Origin of the sequence: Mesorhizobium sp. M0621, assembly GCF_040320745.1 — a bacterium.
Lineage (GTDB): Bacteria > Pseudomonadota > Alphaproteobacteria > Rhizobiales > Rhizobiaceae > Mesorhizobium.
This window is the reverse complement of the sequence record NZ_JAMYQF010000015.1, coordinates 1-14,637: the sequence shown is the minus strand read 5'-3', so window position 1 is coordinate 14,637 and position 14,637 is coordinate 1. Positions and strand designations below refer to the sequence as shown.

The window sequence follows — 14,637 nt, the reverse complement described above, 5'->3', positions numbered from 1 at the left end:
GCGCTGAGACAAGACGGCCTCGTCACCGAGACCTACCGGCGCGTCGGCGTCCGCGAAGCCTTGGCGCGCCTGGCGGCGGCGGGCTTCTATTTACCCCCGGCCGACGCCTGTTCGATCAATAGCCGACGGTGAAGCGCTGCCGGATATGGGCAGGCTTCTCGATCTCGTCGACCATAACGATGGCGTAGTCCTCGAACGAAATGCTGCTGCCCTTGTCCGAGGCGAGAAGCGTGTCCTTGCCGAGGCGGAATTTTCCGGTGCGCTCGCCCGGGACGAACATGGCGGATGGCGACAGGAACGTCCAATCGAGGTCGCCGACCGTCTTCAACTTGTCCAGGAAGTCGGCGCCTTTCTGCGCTTCGGCCTTGTAGATATCAGGGAATTCGGGGGTATCGGCGCGACTTCGAGACTGCCGGCGCCGCCAACGATGAGATAGCGCTTCACGCCGGAGGCCCGCACAGCGGCAATCAGCGTGTCGGCGTCGCTGTCCAGAAAATGCACCGTGCTGATCACCACATCATGGCCGCGGATCAGATCGGCAAGACCCTGCTCGTCGAAGACGTCGCCCTTCCTGGCCGTCACGCGTGGCAGCGCCGCGATCTTTTCCGGGTTGCGCGCAATGCCGGTGACGGTGTGGCCGCGATCGGAGAGTTCTTTGAGAAGGCGCGAACCGACTGCGCCGGATGCACCAATGAGAGCGACTTTTGCCATGTCTTTCAGTTCCCTTGTTGAAAATTTGCTGGGATCACGCCGCCGCGATATGGGCGACGAGATTGTCGAAGCTGCCGAACAGTGCGTTCGAACCGATGAGCCGGGGCGCATCGTTGCGGATGACCGCCAGCGAAGGCACGCCATCGGCATGCAGGCGCTGGAACAGCGCGCGGCCGCGGCCGACCATCTCGCGGCAAGCCGTCAGCAATGTTTCGGTCGGCGCCTTGAGCATCTCGGCAGCGTCCGCCATGCCGGCGGCGGCGAGCACCTCGGCCACACCGCCGGTCGTCACGACATCGCGTCCATCCACGTAGCGGGCCCGCTGGATCGTCTTCAGTGCGGCAAGCCGGCGGCTGGGATCTTCGAGGCCGGCGGCACTGATACCGAGCGTAGCGGCATGCGAGTCGAGCAGGGTTCCGCGGACGCCAAGGACATTGTGCCGGTAGGCCGGTGTGAACACTTGTCCGGTCAGGCGCCCGATGCGCTGGTCGTTCGCCCAGGCATGGGCGGCAAAACCTTCATCCATCGGACGCGCGCCGGCGCCGGAGAACAGGCCGGTCGGCAGCAGCTCGACGCGCAGGCCGCTGGCCAACAGTCCGTCGAGCATCGGGGTGGCGCCATAGCACCAGCCGCAGAGCGGATCGAAAAGGTAGGTCACTTCTGAACTGCTCATGATCGCTGCCATCCTTGGTGTGGGACACCGGCTTGGTTCGGGATATTGGGCTGCTGCGCCTGTCGAACGTGTTGGCCGATATATGGCAAATGGCGTTCTTGCGAAAAATAGCACTCAATAATACAAACTGTCTGATCCAATCATACAAATGGTGCCGCCTTGGCCGAACTTCTGAACCTCAATCGGCTCGCCTACTTCACCACGGTAATGGAAACCGGCTCGTTCACCGCGGCGGCCGACCGGCTTGGCGTCGCCAAGGCTGTGGTCAGCCATCAGATCGGCAAGCTTGAGGAGGAACTGGGCGCAACGCTGTTGCAGCGCACGACACGGCGTGTCACGCCGACCGAGGAGGGCCGCCTGTTCTATGACCGCGCGATGATCATCTTGCGGGAAGCGGAGGCGGCCTATGGCGAAATCTCGCGCGGAACCGTCGAACCGAGTGGAACGCTGAGATTGACCGCGCCGCTCGACTACGGCACCAAGATGGTGGCCCCGGTCATGGCGGCCTATCTCAGGGCCTATCCGCATATGCGCGTCGAGGCGATCTTCGACGACGCGGTGAGCAATCTGGTGGACGAGCAGATCGATCTCGGCATCCGTGTCGGCTGGCTCACGGATTCCTCGAACCAGGCGCGGCGCCTGGGCACGATACGGCAGGTCGTGGTGGCGAGCCCTGGCTTCGCGGCAAGCCTGCCGCCTGACGTGACGCCGCGCCAGGCAAGATCGCTGGCCTGGGTCGGCAACGTCCAGCTGCGCGGCATCGGCCAATGGCTGTTTTCCAGGGATGGTGAAACGGTGCTGACCGAGCTCAATCCGGTCATCATGTGCGACAAGAGCCCGGCTGCCCTGGCTTGCGTGCTTGCCGGCATCGGGCTCGGCGTGTTTCCGGATTACAGCGTCAGCGACGATATCACTGAGGGACGGCTGGTGCCGGTGTTTGCCGACTGGACCTTGCCCACCGGCGGCATCCATGCCGTGTTTCCACCGGCCCGGTTCCGGCCCGCCAAGGTGCGCGCCTTCGTTGACCTGCTCGCGGCCGTCGAGAAGAGGCGATCGCGCGGCGTCGCCATGGCGTGACGCCGTCAGCGGGCCTCTTGCAGGATCATCTCGGCTGCCTTCTCCGCGATCATGACGACCGGAGAGTTGGTGTTGCCCGAAACGATTGTCGGCATGATCGAGGCATCGACCACGCGCAGGCCAGCAAGCCCGTGAACTCGCAGGCCGTCGTCGACCACCGCCATCGGGTCCGAACCCATCTTGCAGGTACCGACGGGGTGGAAGATCGTCGTGCCGATATCGCCGGCCTCGCGGATGAGGTCTTCGTCGCTGTCATATTGCGCGCCGGGCAGCATCTCTTCCGGCGCAAAGCGCGCCACGGCCCGGGCCTTCATCAAGCGGCGGACATGGCGCAGCGAAGCTATGGCCACGTTGCGGTCTCCCTCGGTGGAAAGATAGTTCGGCCGGATCTTCGCCGCCTCATGCGCGTCGGACGATCCCACATGCACCGTACCTCGGCTTTCCGGGCGCAGATTGCAGACCGATACTGTCACTGCTGGAAACCGATGCAGCGGCTCGCCCAGGCGGTCGGTGCTCAGCGGTTGCACATGGTATTCGAGATCAGGTGTTTCGAGGCGCGGATCACTCCTGGCGAAGATGCCGAGCTGGCTCGGTGCCATCGACAGCGGCCCGCTGCGCCTGAGCGCGTATTCGAGCCCCATCGATGCACGGCTGAACAGATTGTGGTAGCGCTGGTTGAGCGTCGCGGTGTTGGCGACCTTGAAGACGGTGCGGATCTGCAGATGGTCCTGCAGATTTTCACCAACGCCCGGCAAGGCGTGGCGGACATCCACGCCAAGGCTCGAAAGCAGGTCCGGGCGGCCCACCCCCGACAGTTCGAGCAGCTTCGGCGAGTTGATGGCGCCGGCGGCGAGAATGGTCTGGCCGGCTGACACGCGGTGCAGGCCACCGTCTTTTCGGAACACCAGTCCGGTTACGCGCCGGCCGTCGAATTCGAGCCGTTCCGTCTCCGCGCCGAGCACCACCCGCAGGTTCTTGCGCGCCGCAATACCGCGCAGGAACGCCTTCGACGTGTTCCAGCGCACGCCGTTCCTCTGGTTGACCTCGAAATAACCCGAGCCTTCATTGGTGCCGGTGTTGAAGTCGTCGGTGCGCGGAATGCCAAGTTCCTCGGCCGCGTCCCGGAAGGCGTCAAGGATCGGCCATGACAGCCGCTGCCGTTCGACTCGCCACTCGCCGCCGCTTCCGTGCATGGTGCTCTTGCCGCCGTGATAATCTTCCGATTTGAGGAAATAAGGCAGGACATCGTCCCAGCTCCAGCCGGCATTGCCGGCCTGACGCCAGCCATCATAGTCGGCTGCCTGGCCGCGCATGTAGATCATGCCGTTGATCGATGAACAGCCGCCAAGCACCTTGCCCCGCGGATAGTTGAGGCTGCGCCCGTTGAGACCAGCTTCCGGCTCGGTCTTCATCATCCAGTCGGTGCGCGGGTTGCCCATGCAGAAGAGGTAGCCGATCGGGATATCGACCCAGTGGTAGCGGTCGCTGCCGCCGGCTTCGAGCAACAGCACACTGTTGCGCGGATCGGCGGAGAGCCGATTGGCGAGCACGCAGCCGGCGGAGCCGGCGCCGACAATGACGTAGTCGTAGACGCCGAACGGGGACGGTGAAGCTTCGCTCACGTGCGTGCCTGCTGTGCGGCGATTCGCTCCCACATCGGGGTCATCGCCTGGTTGATCTCGCCGTACAGTCGATACCGCCGTGCGTATGCGTCGGCAACCGCCTCGTTGGGTACAAAGTGCCGGGCGGCGGCCGTCATGGCCGCGGCGCCCGTGCTGTAGTCGGCGAAGATACCGACGCCGGTGCCCGCCGCAATTGCCGCTCCCAGGGCGCCGGTCTCGCGACTGCGCGCCACGGTAACGGGTACGCCGAGCACATCGGCGAATATCTGCGGCCAGACCGTGCTGCGCGAGCCGCCGCCGGACAGCACCACCGCGTCGAAGTCGGCGCCCGCTTTGTGCAAGGTCTCGACATGGCGCTTGTGCTCGAAGGCGACGCCCTCGAACAGCGCACGAAGCAGATGAACTCGGCCGTGCCAGCCTGCAATGCCGTAGAAGCCGGCGCGCGCATGGCCATTCTGTTGCGAGCCATACAGAAAGGGATGATAGATCGGAATGTCGCTGTTCGGATCGACGGAAGCGACGAGTTCGCTGCACAATTCGAACGGCGACTTGCCGGCTTCGCCGCCATGCTCGAGGAATTCGCGAACGATCCATTCGAGATTGGCGGCCGAGGTCGCGCTGGATTCGATCGCCAGATAGCGCTGGCGATCGAAAGTCGACAGCATGAAAATCGAAGGGTCGCGGATCGGTTCGTCGGTGATCACCTGGTTGATGCTCCAGGTTCCGGCGATGACCGAGGCGGCACCGGTTCTGGTCACGCCCGAACCGACCGCGCTGGCGACGACGTCGAACAGGCCGGCCACGACGGGCGTGCCGGCGCGCAGTCCCGTCAGGGTCGCCACCTCTTCACTGATATGTCCGGCAATGTCGGCCGATTCCAGCACCGGCGGCAGCAGGTCCATGCAATCACCGAGCCCGTAGGCGGCAAGCAGGTCCGGCTCGTAGCGCCGGTCCCGCATCTGCAGCAGGCCGCAACCCGACATATCAGAGGTATCGCTGCTGCGCGCGCCTGTCAGGCGGTTGACGACGAAATCCTTGCACAGGAAAACCGTGCCTATCCCAGAGAACAGCGCCGGAGAAAAGCGCTTGAGCCAGGCAAGCAGGGTCGGCGTCTGCGCCGCCCACGGCCGTTGCAGGCAGTGTGCATAGGTGCGGTCGCCGACATTCCGTTGTGCCCATTCGGCAACGACACCGACCGCGCGTGTGTCGAGCGACTGGATGCCGATCAGCGGTGCACCCGTGCGATCGAGCGCGTAGAGCCCGTTGCCATGGCCGGCGCAGCCGATGGCGACGATATCGCCGGCATCGACCCCCGCCTGGGCGATGCATTGACCGATGACCGAAACCGCGTTGCGCCAGAGTTCGTCGAGGTCGCGCTCGACATGTCCGGGCTTTGGCATGGACGAGCGGCCGTCGCGGGCGGCAAGTGCCAGCTCGCGCCCCGACAGGTCGAAGAGGATGGCCTTGATGACGGTGTTGCCGGCATCGAGGCCGAGAATATACTTACCCATTGGCTCCTCCCGATACCGGCCTATGCCTGCTTGTACAGGTCCCAGGCGACGGCACCATCGGCATCGTCGTGGATGATCGCCATCAGCCCACGCACGACGGCGCTCGGATTGGCATGCTGGTAGATGTTGCGGCCATAGACCATGCCAAGCGCACCCTGCGCCATCAAGGCAGCCGACTTGTCGAACACGGCGCGCAGGTCCTCCTTGCCGCCGCCGCGCACCAGTACCGGGCAGCGCGCGGCCTCGACGACACGGTGGAAATCGTTGGGGTCGGTGGTCGGATCGGCCTTGATGATATCGGCGCCCATCTCGCGGGCAAGCCGGGTCAAGGTGACGATCTTTTCGGCATCGCCGTCGACCATGTAGCTGCCATGTTCGGCAACCGGCAGCATGGCCAGCGGCTCGATCATCAGCGGCAGGCCGTATTTCTCGCAGTCGGCACGCACACGGGCAATGTTCTGCACGCATTGCCGGAACAAGTCAGGCTCGTCGGGCAGCATGAACAGATTGACCACGACGCAAGCCGCATCCATTTCGAGGGCGCCAAGCAAGGGCTCGGTCTCGTTCTGCAACACCGCCCACATCGCCCGGTGGCGTATCCTGTTGTAGGGATTGCCCATGTCGATGCGCATGACAAGCGCCGGCTTGTCCTTGCCCGGTACGGACTGCAGCAGATCGGCTTGGCCGTAGTTCATCTGGATGGCGTCGGGGCCGGCCTTGACCAGCTGGGCGACGACACCGGCCATGTCTTCGAGCCCGGCAAGGAAGCTCGGCTCGTTGCAGACACCATGATCGATAGCCACGTCGAGGCAGCGGCCACCGCCGAACAGCCGGTTCATGCGGACTTTCTTGTTCACGCGCATAGGGCGCTCCTTTGGTGCGTCTGGAGATCGATGCCGTGCCGGTCGGCCAGCAAGGCGAGGAAGGTCGATCGTTCGGCGGTAGCCTCGCTGGCGCTCCAGCCCTTGTGCGCCGCCAGCATGTCGAGAACGGCGTTGATGAGGGCGAAGCCGAGGCCACCCGAAATGGCGATGGTGGTGCGGCGCAGGAACAGGTCGGCAAGGCACTCGACATGCTCACGCTCGATGATGTGCCCGATCTCGCTTGCCGAATAGTCCGACTGCGGCAGCATATGTTCGCCTGCCGGGTGCGAAACGAAATCGCTGGCCGAGGTGCCGTAGCGCTGCAGAAGCGTGTGCGCGCGCTCGACCGGCAGGCCGTGCTCGGCGGCGAATGACGCGCACCAGGCCTCCGGGTCGGCCGGAAAGTCACGGCCGCCACCGATAGCCATGTCCTGCGTTCCCATGTTGCGCACGAGTCCCAGTCGCTTCAACGCCATATCGGCTGCCAGCGCTCCAAATGAACGGAAAGTGGTCCACTTGCCGCCGATCATGCAAAGCGTCGCCGGCAGATGCCCGTTCGCTTCGACGAACTCGCAAAAATGATCGCGCGGTATGCGGCTCGTAAAACTGTCTTCGCTGGCGGGCAAGGGACGCACGCCGGCAAAGCGGAACACGATCTGACCTTCGGTGACCTTGATCGAGGGAAAGACGAAAGCGAGCGACTGCAGGATGTAACGCTGCTCGTCCTCCTCGCAGCGGACCTGGTCCGGATCGTCGACCCGGATGTCGGTCGAGCCGATCAGCACCTTGCCGAGATAGGGAAACAGGATGCAGATGCGGCCGTCCTCGTTCTCGTAATAGACCATGTGGCCGCCAAGCGCGTCGAACAGTTCTGCGTTGTCGACGATGAGGTGCGAGCCCTTGGTGCCGCCCATCATCCTCGGGGCCGCGGCCCCGATGGCCTTGTTGGTCAGGTCGATCCAGCCGCCTGTGGCGTTGATGACCAGTTGCGCCCGCACCGGCAGTTCTTCGCCGGTCAGCGTGTCGGTAATGGCAAGGCCGTCACCGGTCGATGATACCTGTGCATAGTTCAAGGCGCGGGCGTTCGCCGCGCTCGCCGTGGCATCCAGCAGCATCTCCAGGCCGAGGCGTTCGGGCCGGCTCACCCAGGCGTCGTAATAGGTCGCCGAGTTGCGGATCGCCGGATTGATCGCCGGCCATGTCTTTAGGGTCTCGGCTCGCCCCCTGAACCTGTGCGTCGGCATCAGTCGCCGCGCGGAGGTGAACAGGTCGTACATGGCAAGGCCGGTCTTGATGACCAGCGCGCCGCGTCGGCTCGGCCGCCGCGTCAGCCCGAGGAAACGCACCGCGCCATTGGCAAGACCCGAAAACATATCGAAGATTGGCACCGTCGTTGGTAATGGCGCCACATAGTGCGGCGCATTCCTTAGCAGGCGGTCGCGTTCGAGCAGCGATTCGCGCACCAGTTTGAATTCGCCATTCTCGAGATAGCGCAGACCGCCATGCACCATGCGCGAAAGCGCGGCACTGGCGCCGCTGCAAAAGTCGCCCTTTTCCGCCAGCACGACATCGACGCCTTGCAGGGCCAGTTCGCGAAAGACGCTGATGCCGTTGATGCCGCCGCCGATGACGAGCACGGCAATGTCCGGCCGGTCGCGCAGAGCGGCTGTTGTTTGGCTACGGTTCATTGGACTGTTGCCTTTTTGCTCAGGCAACCATCGCCGTGAGATGCACGGCTACCGCGGCGTCGATGGCCGCAAGCTCGCTTGCCGCAAGCGTGATCGCGCCGGCCCGCGCATTGTCGAGCGCCTGTTCGGGGTTGCGCGCGCCGCACAGGGCGAACGTGATCCCCGGCTGGGCAAGCGTCCAGGCAATGACGATCTGCGCCATCGACGCTTGATGGCCGATGGCAATGGGGGCGATTGCCTCCTTCAGCCTTGCGACCTTTTGCCGGTTGGCTGTGGAGAAGCGTGGGTTGTCCTTGCGCTGGTCGTCACCACCGAATGTACGGCCGGGGTCGACCGCGCCGGTGAGCAGGCCCAGCGCCAGCGACGAGTAGCTGAGGGTGGCGATGTCATGGCGGCGGGTGATCGGCAGCAGGCTGCTCTCGATGTCGCGGTCGATCATGGAATAGCGCTCCTGGATCGCATCGAGCTGGCCGGCGTCGATATAGTGGCCGAGATCCCCGGCGCCGATGTTGCTGGCGCCGATGGCGCGGATCTTGCCGGCTGCCTTCAGTCTTTCCAGCACCGCCATCGTCTCGGCGATAGGCGTCGTCGGGTCCTGCCAATGGGTGATGTAGAGGTCGATATGATCGGTGCCGAGACGCCGCAGGCTCTGCTCGACCTCATAGGCGATGCCGTCGGCGCCGAGATAGCGATGCACCGGCTTGCCGTCCTGGTCGAAGAAATAGCCGCCCTTACCCGAATGCCAGTTCAGCCCGCATTTGGTCGCGATCACCACTTTGTCGCGCTTACCCTTGATGGCGGTACCGACGATCGCCTCGCTGCGACCAAGGCCGTAGGCCGGTGCGGTGTCGATCAGGCTGAGGCCGGCATCGATCGAGGCCTCTATCGCCCGCACGGACTCCTTCTCGTCGGTGCCGCCCCACATCCAGCCGCCAATGGCCCAGGTGCCCAGGCCCACGGCCGACGCCGATATGCCTGACTTGCCGATCTGTCGCTGGATCTGTCGAGAATTCATGCTGCCTCCTGTCCGGCCAGCTCGAGGATCTGGAGCCCGGTGGCCTCGTCCGTGACGATGGTGTCGAGATGGTTTCCGCGCATCGCGCTCAGGATCGGTGCGACCTTGCTGGGTCCGCTGGCGATGCCGATAGAGCGCGGGATGGTCGCGAACTCGTCAAGCGTCAGCGAGACCAGCGAACGGTTGAGCGAGTAGTTGCAGAGCTTGCCCTGGCGATCGATGAGATGGGCGAGCAATTCGCCTGTCGCCCCGGACTTCTCGATCGCCTGGCGATCGGCGTTCGAGGACGGATGCAGATCGTAGTAGCTGGAATCGTCGGTCAGGATGGAGCCGACGCCCACCACCGCGACATCGGCCTCGCGCGCCTTGCGAAACACGTCTGCGACGGAGCTGATGCCCATCAGCATCTCGCGCTGCTGCGCGGTATCGGCAAACAGCGGCGCATGAACCTGATAGGCGCGGCCGCCGAGCTTGTCGGCCATAAGCGAGGCGACGTGATTGACGTCGGTATAGTGCTTGCCCTGCACCAGCCCGGTGGCCGGGATGATCTCGACATCGTATCGGCGTCCCGGCTTGAGGCCGGCGACCAGCGCGCTGACGCCCTTGCCGCCGGTGATCGAGATGGTGTCGCCATCCTTGATGGTGTCGAGCAGCAACCGCGCCGCCGCCTCGCCGACCCGCTGCAGAGCTGTGTGAGGGTTTTCGGAGACCGACGGCACGACCACCGCCCGCTCGATGCCGCCGAGCGCCACCAGCCGCGCTTCGAGGTCGACCAGGTGGTCGATCGGCGACTTGATCTTGATCTCGACGAGGCCGAGCTGATGGCCGCGCTTGATCAGCCGGTTGACGGTGGCATGCGAGATGCCGAGTTCCCCGGCGATCTCGGCCTGGGTCTTGCCTTCGACATAATGCAGGACAAGCGCCTGGTGCATCTGGCGGACAGCGGCGATGTCGTCGCGGGTGTTGGGTGGGGCCATGGCCTTGTTCGGTGCCTCTGGAGTTCAGGACTTCTTGCGGTGCAGGAAGTGATCGATCGATACGGCTGCGAGCAGGATGCATCCCTTGATCATGTCCTGCCAATAGACTGAGATATCGAGCAGGATAAGCGAACTCGTCACCACCGAGAGCAGTGCCATGCCGAGGATCGCTCCGAAGATGGTGCCCGAGCCGCCATTCAGCGAGGCGCCGCCGATGACGGCCGCGGCGATGATGTTGAGCTCCATGCCGGCGCCGAAGGTCGGCGTCGCCGCGCCGAAGCGCGCCATGTAGATGACGCCGGCCAGTCCGGCGAGGGTCGAGCACAGCACCGTGACCCAGAACTTCACCTGATTGGTTCTGATGCCGGAGAACTGCGCGGCCTTCTCGTTGGAGCCGGTGTAGAAAACCTTGCGGAAGGCCGTGGCGCGGCGCAGCAGGAGGTCGAAGATCGCCACCACGACGACGAAGATCAGGATGACATAGGGGATGTTGTTGAAGCTGCCCTGACCGACGGCCTTGAAGGCCGGCGGCAGGGTGAACAGCGAAAGCGGCGTGCCCTTGGTGACGACCAGGCACATGCCGCGCACGATGACCATGGCCGCCAGCGACGTGATGAAATGATTGAGGCCTATCACCGTGACGAAGAAGCCCATCGCCGCGCCAATCAGTGCACTGACGCCAATGCCGATCAGGCTTGCCGTCCAGGGATCGAGGCCGGCGAGGAACAGCGCGCCGGAGACGACCATCGAGAAACACACGACCGAGCCGACGGAAAGGTCGATGCCGCCGACAATGAGCAGGATCGTCATGCCGACGACAACGATGCCTTCGATGGAAAAGCTCATCATCATGGCGCGGAAATTGCCCCATGTCAGGAAATGCGGCGAGGCGAAGCTCATGGCGATGCACAGCGCCAGGATGATGACGATCAGCCCGGCCTCGCGCATCGATGCGAGCTGAGCGAAATTGATGCGCCGCCCGGCGGCCTTGATCTCGGCGTGCACGAGCGCTTCTCCTGATTCCCTAGGCGACATTCTGAGCCTGCCTTTGAGTTGAACTGTCCTGGACGCCCGAGGCGAGCATGATGATGGCTTCCTCGCCGAGCTCGCCGGCTGTGAGTTCGCCGGCGATCCTGCCCTCGCGCACCACGATGACGCGGTCGCACAGGCCGATCAGCTCCGGCAGTTCCGACGAGATGACGACGACGCCGACACCGCTGCCGGCGAGATGGCGCAGCAGCCGGTGGATCTCCACCTTGGCGCCGACATCGATGCCGCGTGTCGGCTCGTCCATGATGATGACCTTGGGGCTGACGGACAGCTGCTTGGCGATGGCGACCTTCTGCTGGTTTCCGCCGCTCAGCGTCGAGACGGCGGCCTCGATGCCAGCCATGCGCACGCCGAGCCTGCCGGTCAGTTCCCTCGCCTGACGATCCTCGGCCTTGCGATCGAGCAGACCGAGTGGCCCGGTCACCCTGCCAAGGTCAAGCGCCGAGATGTTCGCCGCGATCGGCAGATCGAGGAACACGCCGGAGCCTTTGCGGTCTTCCGAAAGGTAGACCAGCCCCGCCTTGACCGCATCGCCATAGCCGCACAGCCGCAGCTGCTTTCCGTCGAGCGCAACGGTTCCTAACGTCATTGGCCTCAGGCCGCAGACCGTTTGCGCGATCTCGCTGCGGCCGGCGCCGATCAGGCCGCCTATGCCCAGAATTTCACCGGCGCGGAGCTGAAGATCGACGCCGGCGAAGCGGCGGCCATCGGAAAGCCCCTCCACCGAGAGGAGCAGGCGCCCGGGCTCTTGCGGCGCCAGCTTGTCGGGGTAGAGCTGAGTGATTTCGCGGCCGACCATCTTGCGCACGACGTCATCGGGGGAAACGGCGGCAATCGCATCGGTCGCCACGTAGCGGCCATCGCGGAAGACGGTGACGCGGTCGCACAGCGAGAAGATCTCGGCCATGCGATGGCTGATATAGACCACCGAGATGCTGCGGTGCTTGAGCCCGCGCACGATCGAAAACAGGCGCTGCGCTTCGCTTTCGGTGAGCGCTGCGGTCGGCTCGTCGAGCATCAGCACCTTGCAGTCGAGCGTCAGCGCCTTGGCGATCTCGACGAGCTGCTGGTTGGAAATGGAGAGGTCGGCGACCCTGGTGCGCACCGGAATGGGCGCGAGCAGGTCCATGACCTTCTGGGCATCGGCATAAAGCTTCTGAAAATTCATCAGCGGCGCGCGCCGGCTGTTGATCGCGGCCATGTAGATGTTTTCGGCGACCGTCGCATCCTGGCAGAGCGCGATCTCCTGGTGGACGAGCGCGATGCCGAGACGTTGGGCGGCCGCGGGTGAGAGGATCGAGAGCGGCTCGCCATCGATCAGGATGTCGCCCTCGTCGGGCTGCAGCACACCGGCGATCATGTTCATCAGCGTCGACTTGCCGGCGCCGTTCTCGCCGCACAGCGCGTGGATTTCGCCGCGCCGCAGCTCGAACCGCACGTCGCTCAGCGCCTTGACCGGGCCGAACGCCTTGGACAGGCCGCGGATTTCAAGAATGGGTGCCAGGGTCACGCCATGCTCCTGCGAAGGCGATTGCTGAGGGGAAGGAGGCCGAAGCCTCCTTCCTATCTGGTCCGACTCTGCAAGGGTCGGGAACGAGAGATCGAGACTATTCCTCGATGCCCTTGGTTCCGCGACGCTTGAGATACTTGTCCCAGTAGAAGTCGTCCGCATTGTCCTTGGAGACGATGGAGAAACCATTGTCGACGAAGGGCACGCTCATCGAGTTGAAGCCCGAACGCTGGGCGTCGTTCATCGGATCGATCAGGCCAGGATGCTTGGCCATCCACAACAGCATGAAGCCCATATAGCCTTGCATGCCCTGATTGGGATTGACCGAGCCGAAGATCTCGCCGGCCTTGATCATGTCGAGAATCTTGGCATTGACGTCGGCGAGCATGACGCGGATCTTGCCGCCGCCTTCCTTGGCCGCCTGGGCAGCACCGATGGCCGAGTTGGCTTCCGGCATGAACACGGCACCGAGATCGGGATGCGCCTGGGCCAGGCTCAGAACCGCCTGATAGGCCTTGGTCGGATCCTGGTTCGAGGCGGCGCGGCCGACGAGCTTCATATCAGGCCATTTGGCTTCCATGCGGGCAACGAAGGCGTTGACGCGCTTGTCGTGATTGTCCTGACCGGGATTTTCCAGCACGGCATATTCGCCCTTGCCGTCCATCGCCTTGGCAACGGCGTCGGCGGCATAGGTGCCTTCGGCATTGTTGTCGGAGGTGATGTAGGAGACGCGCTTGGAATTCGGCGAGTCGGCGGCGAAGGTCACCACCGCTGTGCCCTGCTCGATGGCGCGGTTGATCGGCTCGATGAACGGATCGGAGTTCATCGGGTGCACCAGTATGCCGGCCGGCTTCTGTGCCAGCGCCTGGTCGAAGGTCGCGATCTGCTTGTTGACGTCGTATTCGGGCGTACCCGTATAAGCCGTCTCGCAGCCGAACTGCTGGCCAGCCTGCTTGAACATTTCATAGACCGGGAACCAGTATTCAACGCCCGAGACCATGACGTTCATGACGTATTTTTCACCCGGCTCGCATTTGAACGGGTTAGGGGTTTCGGCGCGTGCCAGCATCGGCCCAAAGCAGGTCGATGCAGCCGCCGCGATTGCGAGCGTGCTCAGAAATTTGCGCAAGTTTCCTCCCTTGGCCGAAGCCATCCTCAATGACCGTCGCAGGCGCTCAATGAGCGCTGCCGTATGGATTTGATGACGCCGACCTTCCTCCGAAAGCCGACGATCGGGACATTACAGTGCCGTTCCGTACTGTCAATATAATTCACATATTGAAATATATTTCACACCATACGCGCTACGAGACACCACACGTTCTGGTTCGATGAGGCCGGTCGCGGTCGGGGCCAAGGTCTCGCACTTTTTGGCAGGGCATTCTCGCTTGACGGCGAAGCGGAGATGGAATGTTGGAGGGACGTTCGCGGTGAGCCGATCGCCGGCAGCGCCTTCATAGTCTGGCGTCCGGTCGCGTGTTGGTGGCATCTGCTCGGCTTGGAGCTTGACGCTCTCTTCGTTAGGAATCCTGCGTTGGGCGGCAGGGCGACGCACGGACGAGCAAAAGCCGCTTCCGGTCAGCGACATGGGGATTGATCATGAGTGACCTTGCCCCTCTGATCTAATCCGGTTTGAAGTTCGTTCTGGCCCATCGAGAGGACCAGGACATGAAACGTAGCCGCTTCTCTGAAGAGCAGATCATCGGAATTTTGAAGGAACACGAGGCCGGGGTATCGGTTGCCGATCTGTGCCGCAAGCACGGGGTCAGCGACGCCTCGATCTACAACTGGAAGGCCCGCTTCGGCGGGATGGATATCTCCGAGGCTCGGCGACTGAAGGCGCTGGAGGACGAGAACACGCGGCTAAAGCGGCTTTTGGCCGACGCCATGCTCGACAATGCCGCGTTGAAGGATCTTGTGGGAAAGAAATGGTGACGCCC

At 63.8% G+C, this 14,637-nt stretch carries 11 protein-coding genes and 2 pseudogenes; 2 read left to right on the top strand and 11 right to left on the bottom strand.

Annotated elements, in window-relative coordinates; translation table 11 throughout:
• Positions 1 to 115 precede the first annotated feature (115 nt).
• A pseudogene (locus NKI38_RS13025) lies at positions 116 to 711 on the bottom strand (NAD(P)-dependent oxidoreductase).
• A 34-nt stretch (positions 712 to 745) separates the two neighbouring features.
• Positions 746 to 1,384: a DsbA family protein gene (locus tag NKI38_RS13020; RefSeq protein ID WP_352658120.1), complete on the bottom strand. Its 639-nt coding sequence runs from the start codon at positions 1,382 to 1,384 to the stop codon at positions 746 to 748.
• Between the two features lie 159 nt (positions 1,385 to 1,543).
• Here NKI38_RS13020 and NKI38_RS13015 point away from each other — a divergent pair, with 159 nt between their 5' ends.
• Positions 1,544 to 2,461 carry a LysR family transcriptional regulator gene (locus NKI38_RS13015; protein WP_352658117.1) on the top strand — a complete coding sequence of 306 codons (918 nt, stop codon included), beginning with the start codon at positions 1,544 to 1,546 and terminating at the stop codon, positions 2,459 to 2,461.
• Between the two features lie 5 nt (positions 2,462 to 2,466).
• Here NKI38_RS13015 and NKI38_RS13010 read toward each other — a convergent pair whose 3' ends face one another.
• The 9 genes from NKI38_RS13010 to NKI38_RS12970 all read right to left on the bottom strand — a co-directional run bounded on the left by NKI38_RS13010 (position 2,467) and on the right by NKI38_RS12970 (position 13,826).
• Complete coding sequence (locus NKI38_RS13010; RefSeq protein WP_352658114.1) at positions 2,467 to 4,083, bottom strand: GMC family oxidoreductase; 1,617 nt, start codon at positions 4,081 to 4,083, stop codon at positions 2,467 to 2,469.
• The gene (locus tag NKI38_RS13005; RefSeq protein WP_352658111.1) at positions 4,080 to 5,594 is read right to left on the bottom strand and encodes an FGGY-family carbohydrate kinase; all 1,515 of its coding nucleotides are present in this window, start codon (positions 5,592 to 5,594) and stop codon (positions 4,080 to 4,082) included. Before NKI38_RS13005 ends, NKI38_RS13010 begins: the two co-directional genes overlap by 4 nt.
• Before the next feature lie 20 nt (positions 5,595 to 5,614).
• The gene (locus tag NKI38_RS13000; protein ID WP_352658108.1) at positions 5,615 to 6,457 is read right to left on the bottom strand and encodes a class I fructose-bisphosphate aldolase; all 843 of its coding nucleotides are present in this window, start codon (positions 6,455 to 6,457) and stop codon (positions 5,615 to 5,617) included.
• A complete protein-coding gene (locus tag NKI38_RS12995; protein ID WP_352658105.1) occupies positions 6,448 to 8,145 on the bottom strand; it encodes a glycerol-3-phosphate dehydrogenase/oxidase in 1,698 nt (565 codons plus the stop codon). Before NKI38_RS12995 ends, NKI38_RS13000 begins: the two co-directional genes overlap by 10 nt.
• A 19-nt stretch (positions 8,146 to 8,164) precedes the next feature.
• Positions 8,165 to 9,160 carry an aldo/keto reductase gene (locus NKI38_RS12990; RefSeq protein ID WP_352658102.1) on the bottom strand — a complete coding sequence of 332 codons (996 nt, stop codon included), beginning with the start codon at positions 9,158 to 9,160 and terminating at the stop codon, positions 8,165 to 8,167.
• A complete protein-coding gene (locus NKI38_RS12985; protein WP_352658099.1) occupies positions 9,157 to 10,137 on the bottom strand; it encodes a sugar-binding transcriptional regulator in 981 nt (326 codons plus the stop codon). Before NKI38_RS12985 ends, NKI38_RS12990 begins: the two co-directional genes overlap by 4 nt.
• A gap of 24 nt (positions 10,138 to 10,161) precedes the next feature.
• Positions 10,162 to 11,085, bottom strand: coding sequence for an ABC transporter permease (locus NKI38_RS12980; RefSeq protein WP_352658339.1), 924 nt, complete (start codon positions 11,083 to 11,085; stop codon positions 10,162 to 10,164).
• Positions 11,086 to 11,161: 76 nt separating this feature from the next.
• Positions 11,162 to 12,697, bottom strand: a complete 1,536-nt coding sequence (locus NKI38_RS12975; RefSeq protein ID WP_352658096.1) for a sugar ABC transporter ATP-binding protein — start codon at positions 12,695 to 12,697, stop codon at positions 11,162 to 11,164.
• A gap of 97 nt (positions 12,698 to 12,794) precedes the next feature.
• Positions 12,795 to 13,826: a substrate-binding domain-containing protein gene (locus NKI38_RS12970; RefSeq protein ID WP_352658093.1), complete on the bottom strand. Its 1,032-nt coding sequence runs from the start codon at positions 13,824 to 13,826 to the stop codon at positions 12,795 to 12,797.
• 539 nt (positions 13,827 to 14,365) lie between these two features.
• On the opposite strand from NKI38_RS12970, the pseudogene NKI38_RS12965 reads away from it, so the two are divergent.
• A pseudogene (locus NKI38_RS12965) lies at positions 14,366 to 14,626 on the top strand (transposase); the annotation flags it as partial.
• Between the last annotated feature and the right edge of the window lie 11 nt (positions 14,627 to 14,637).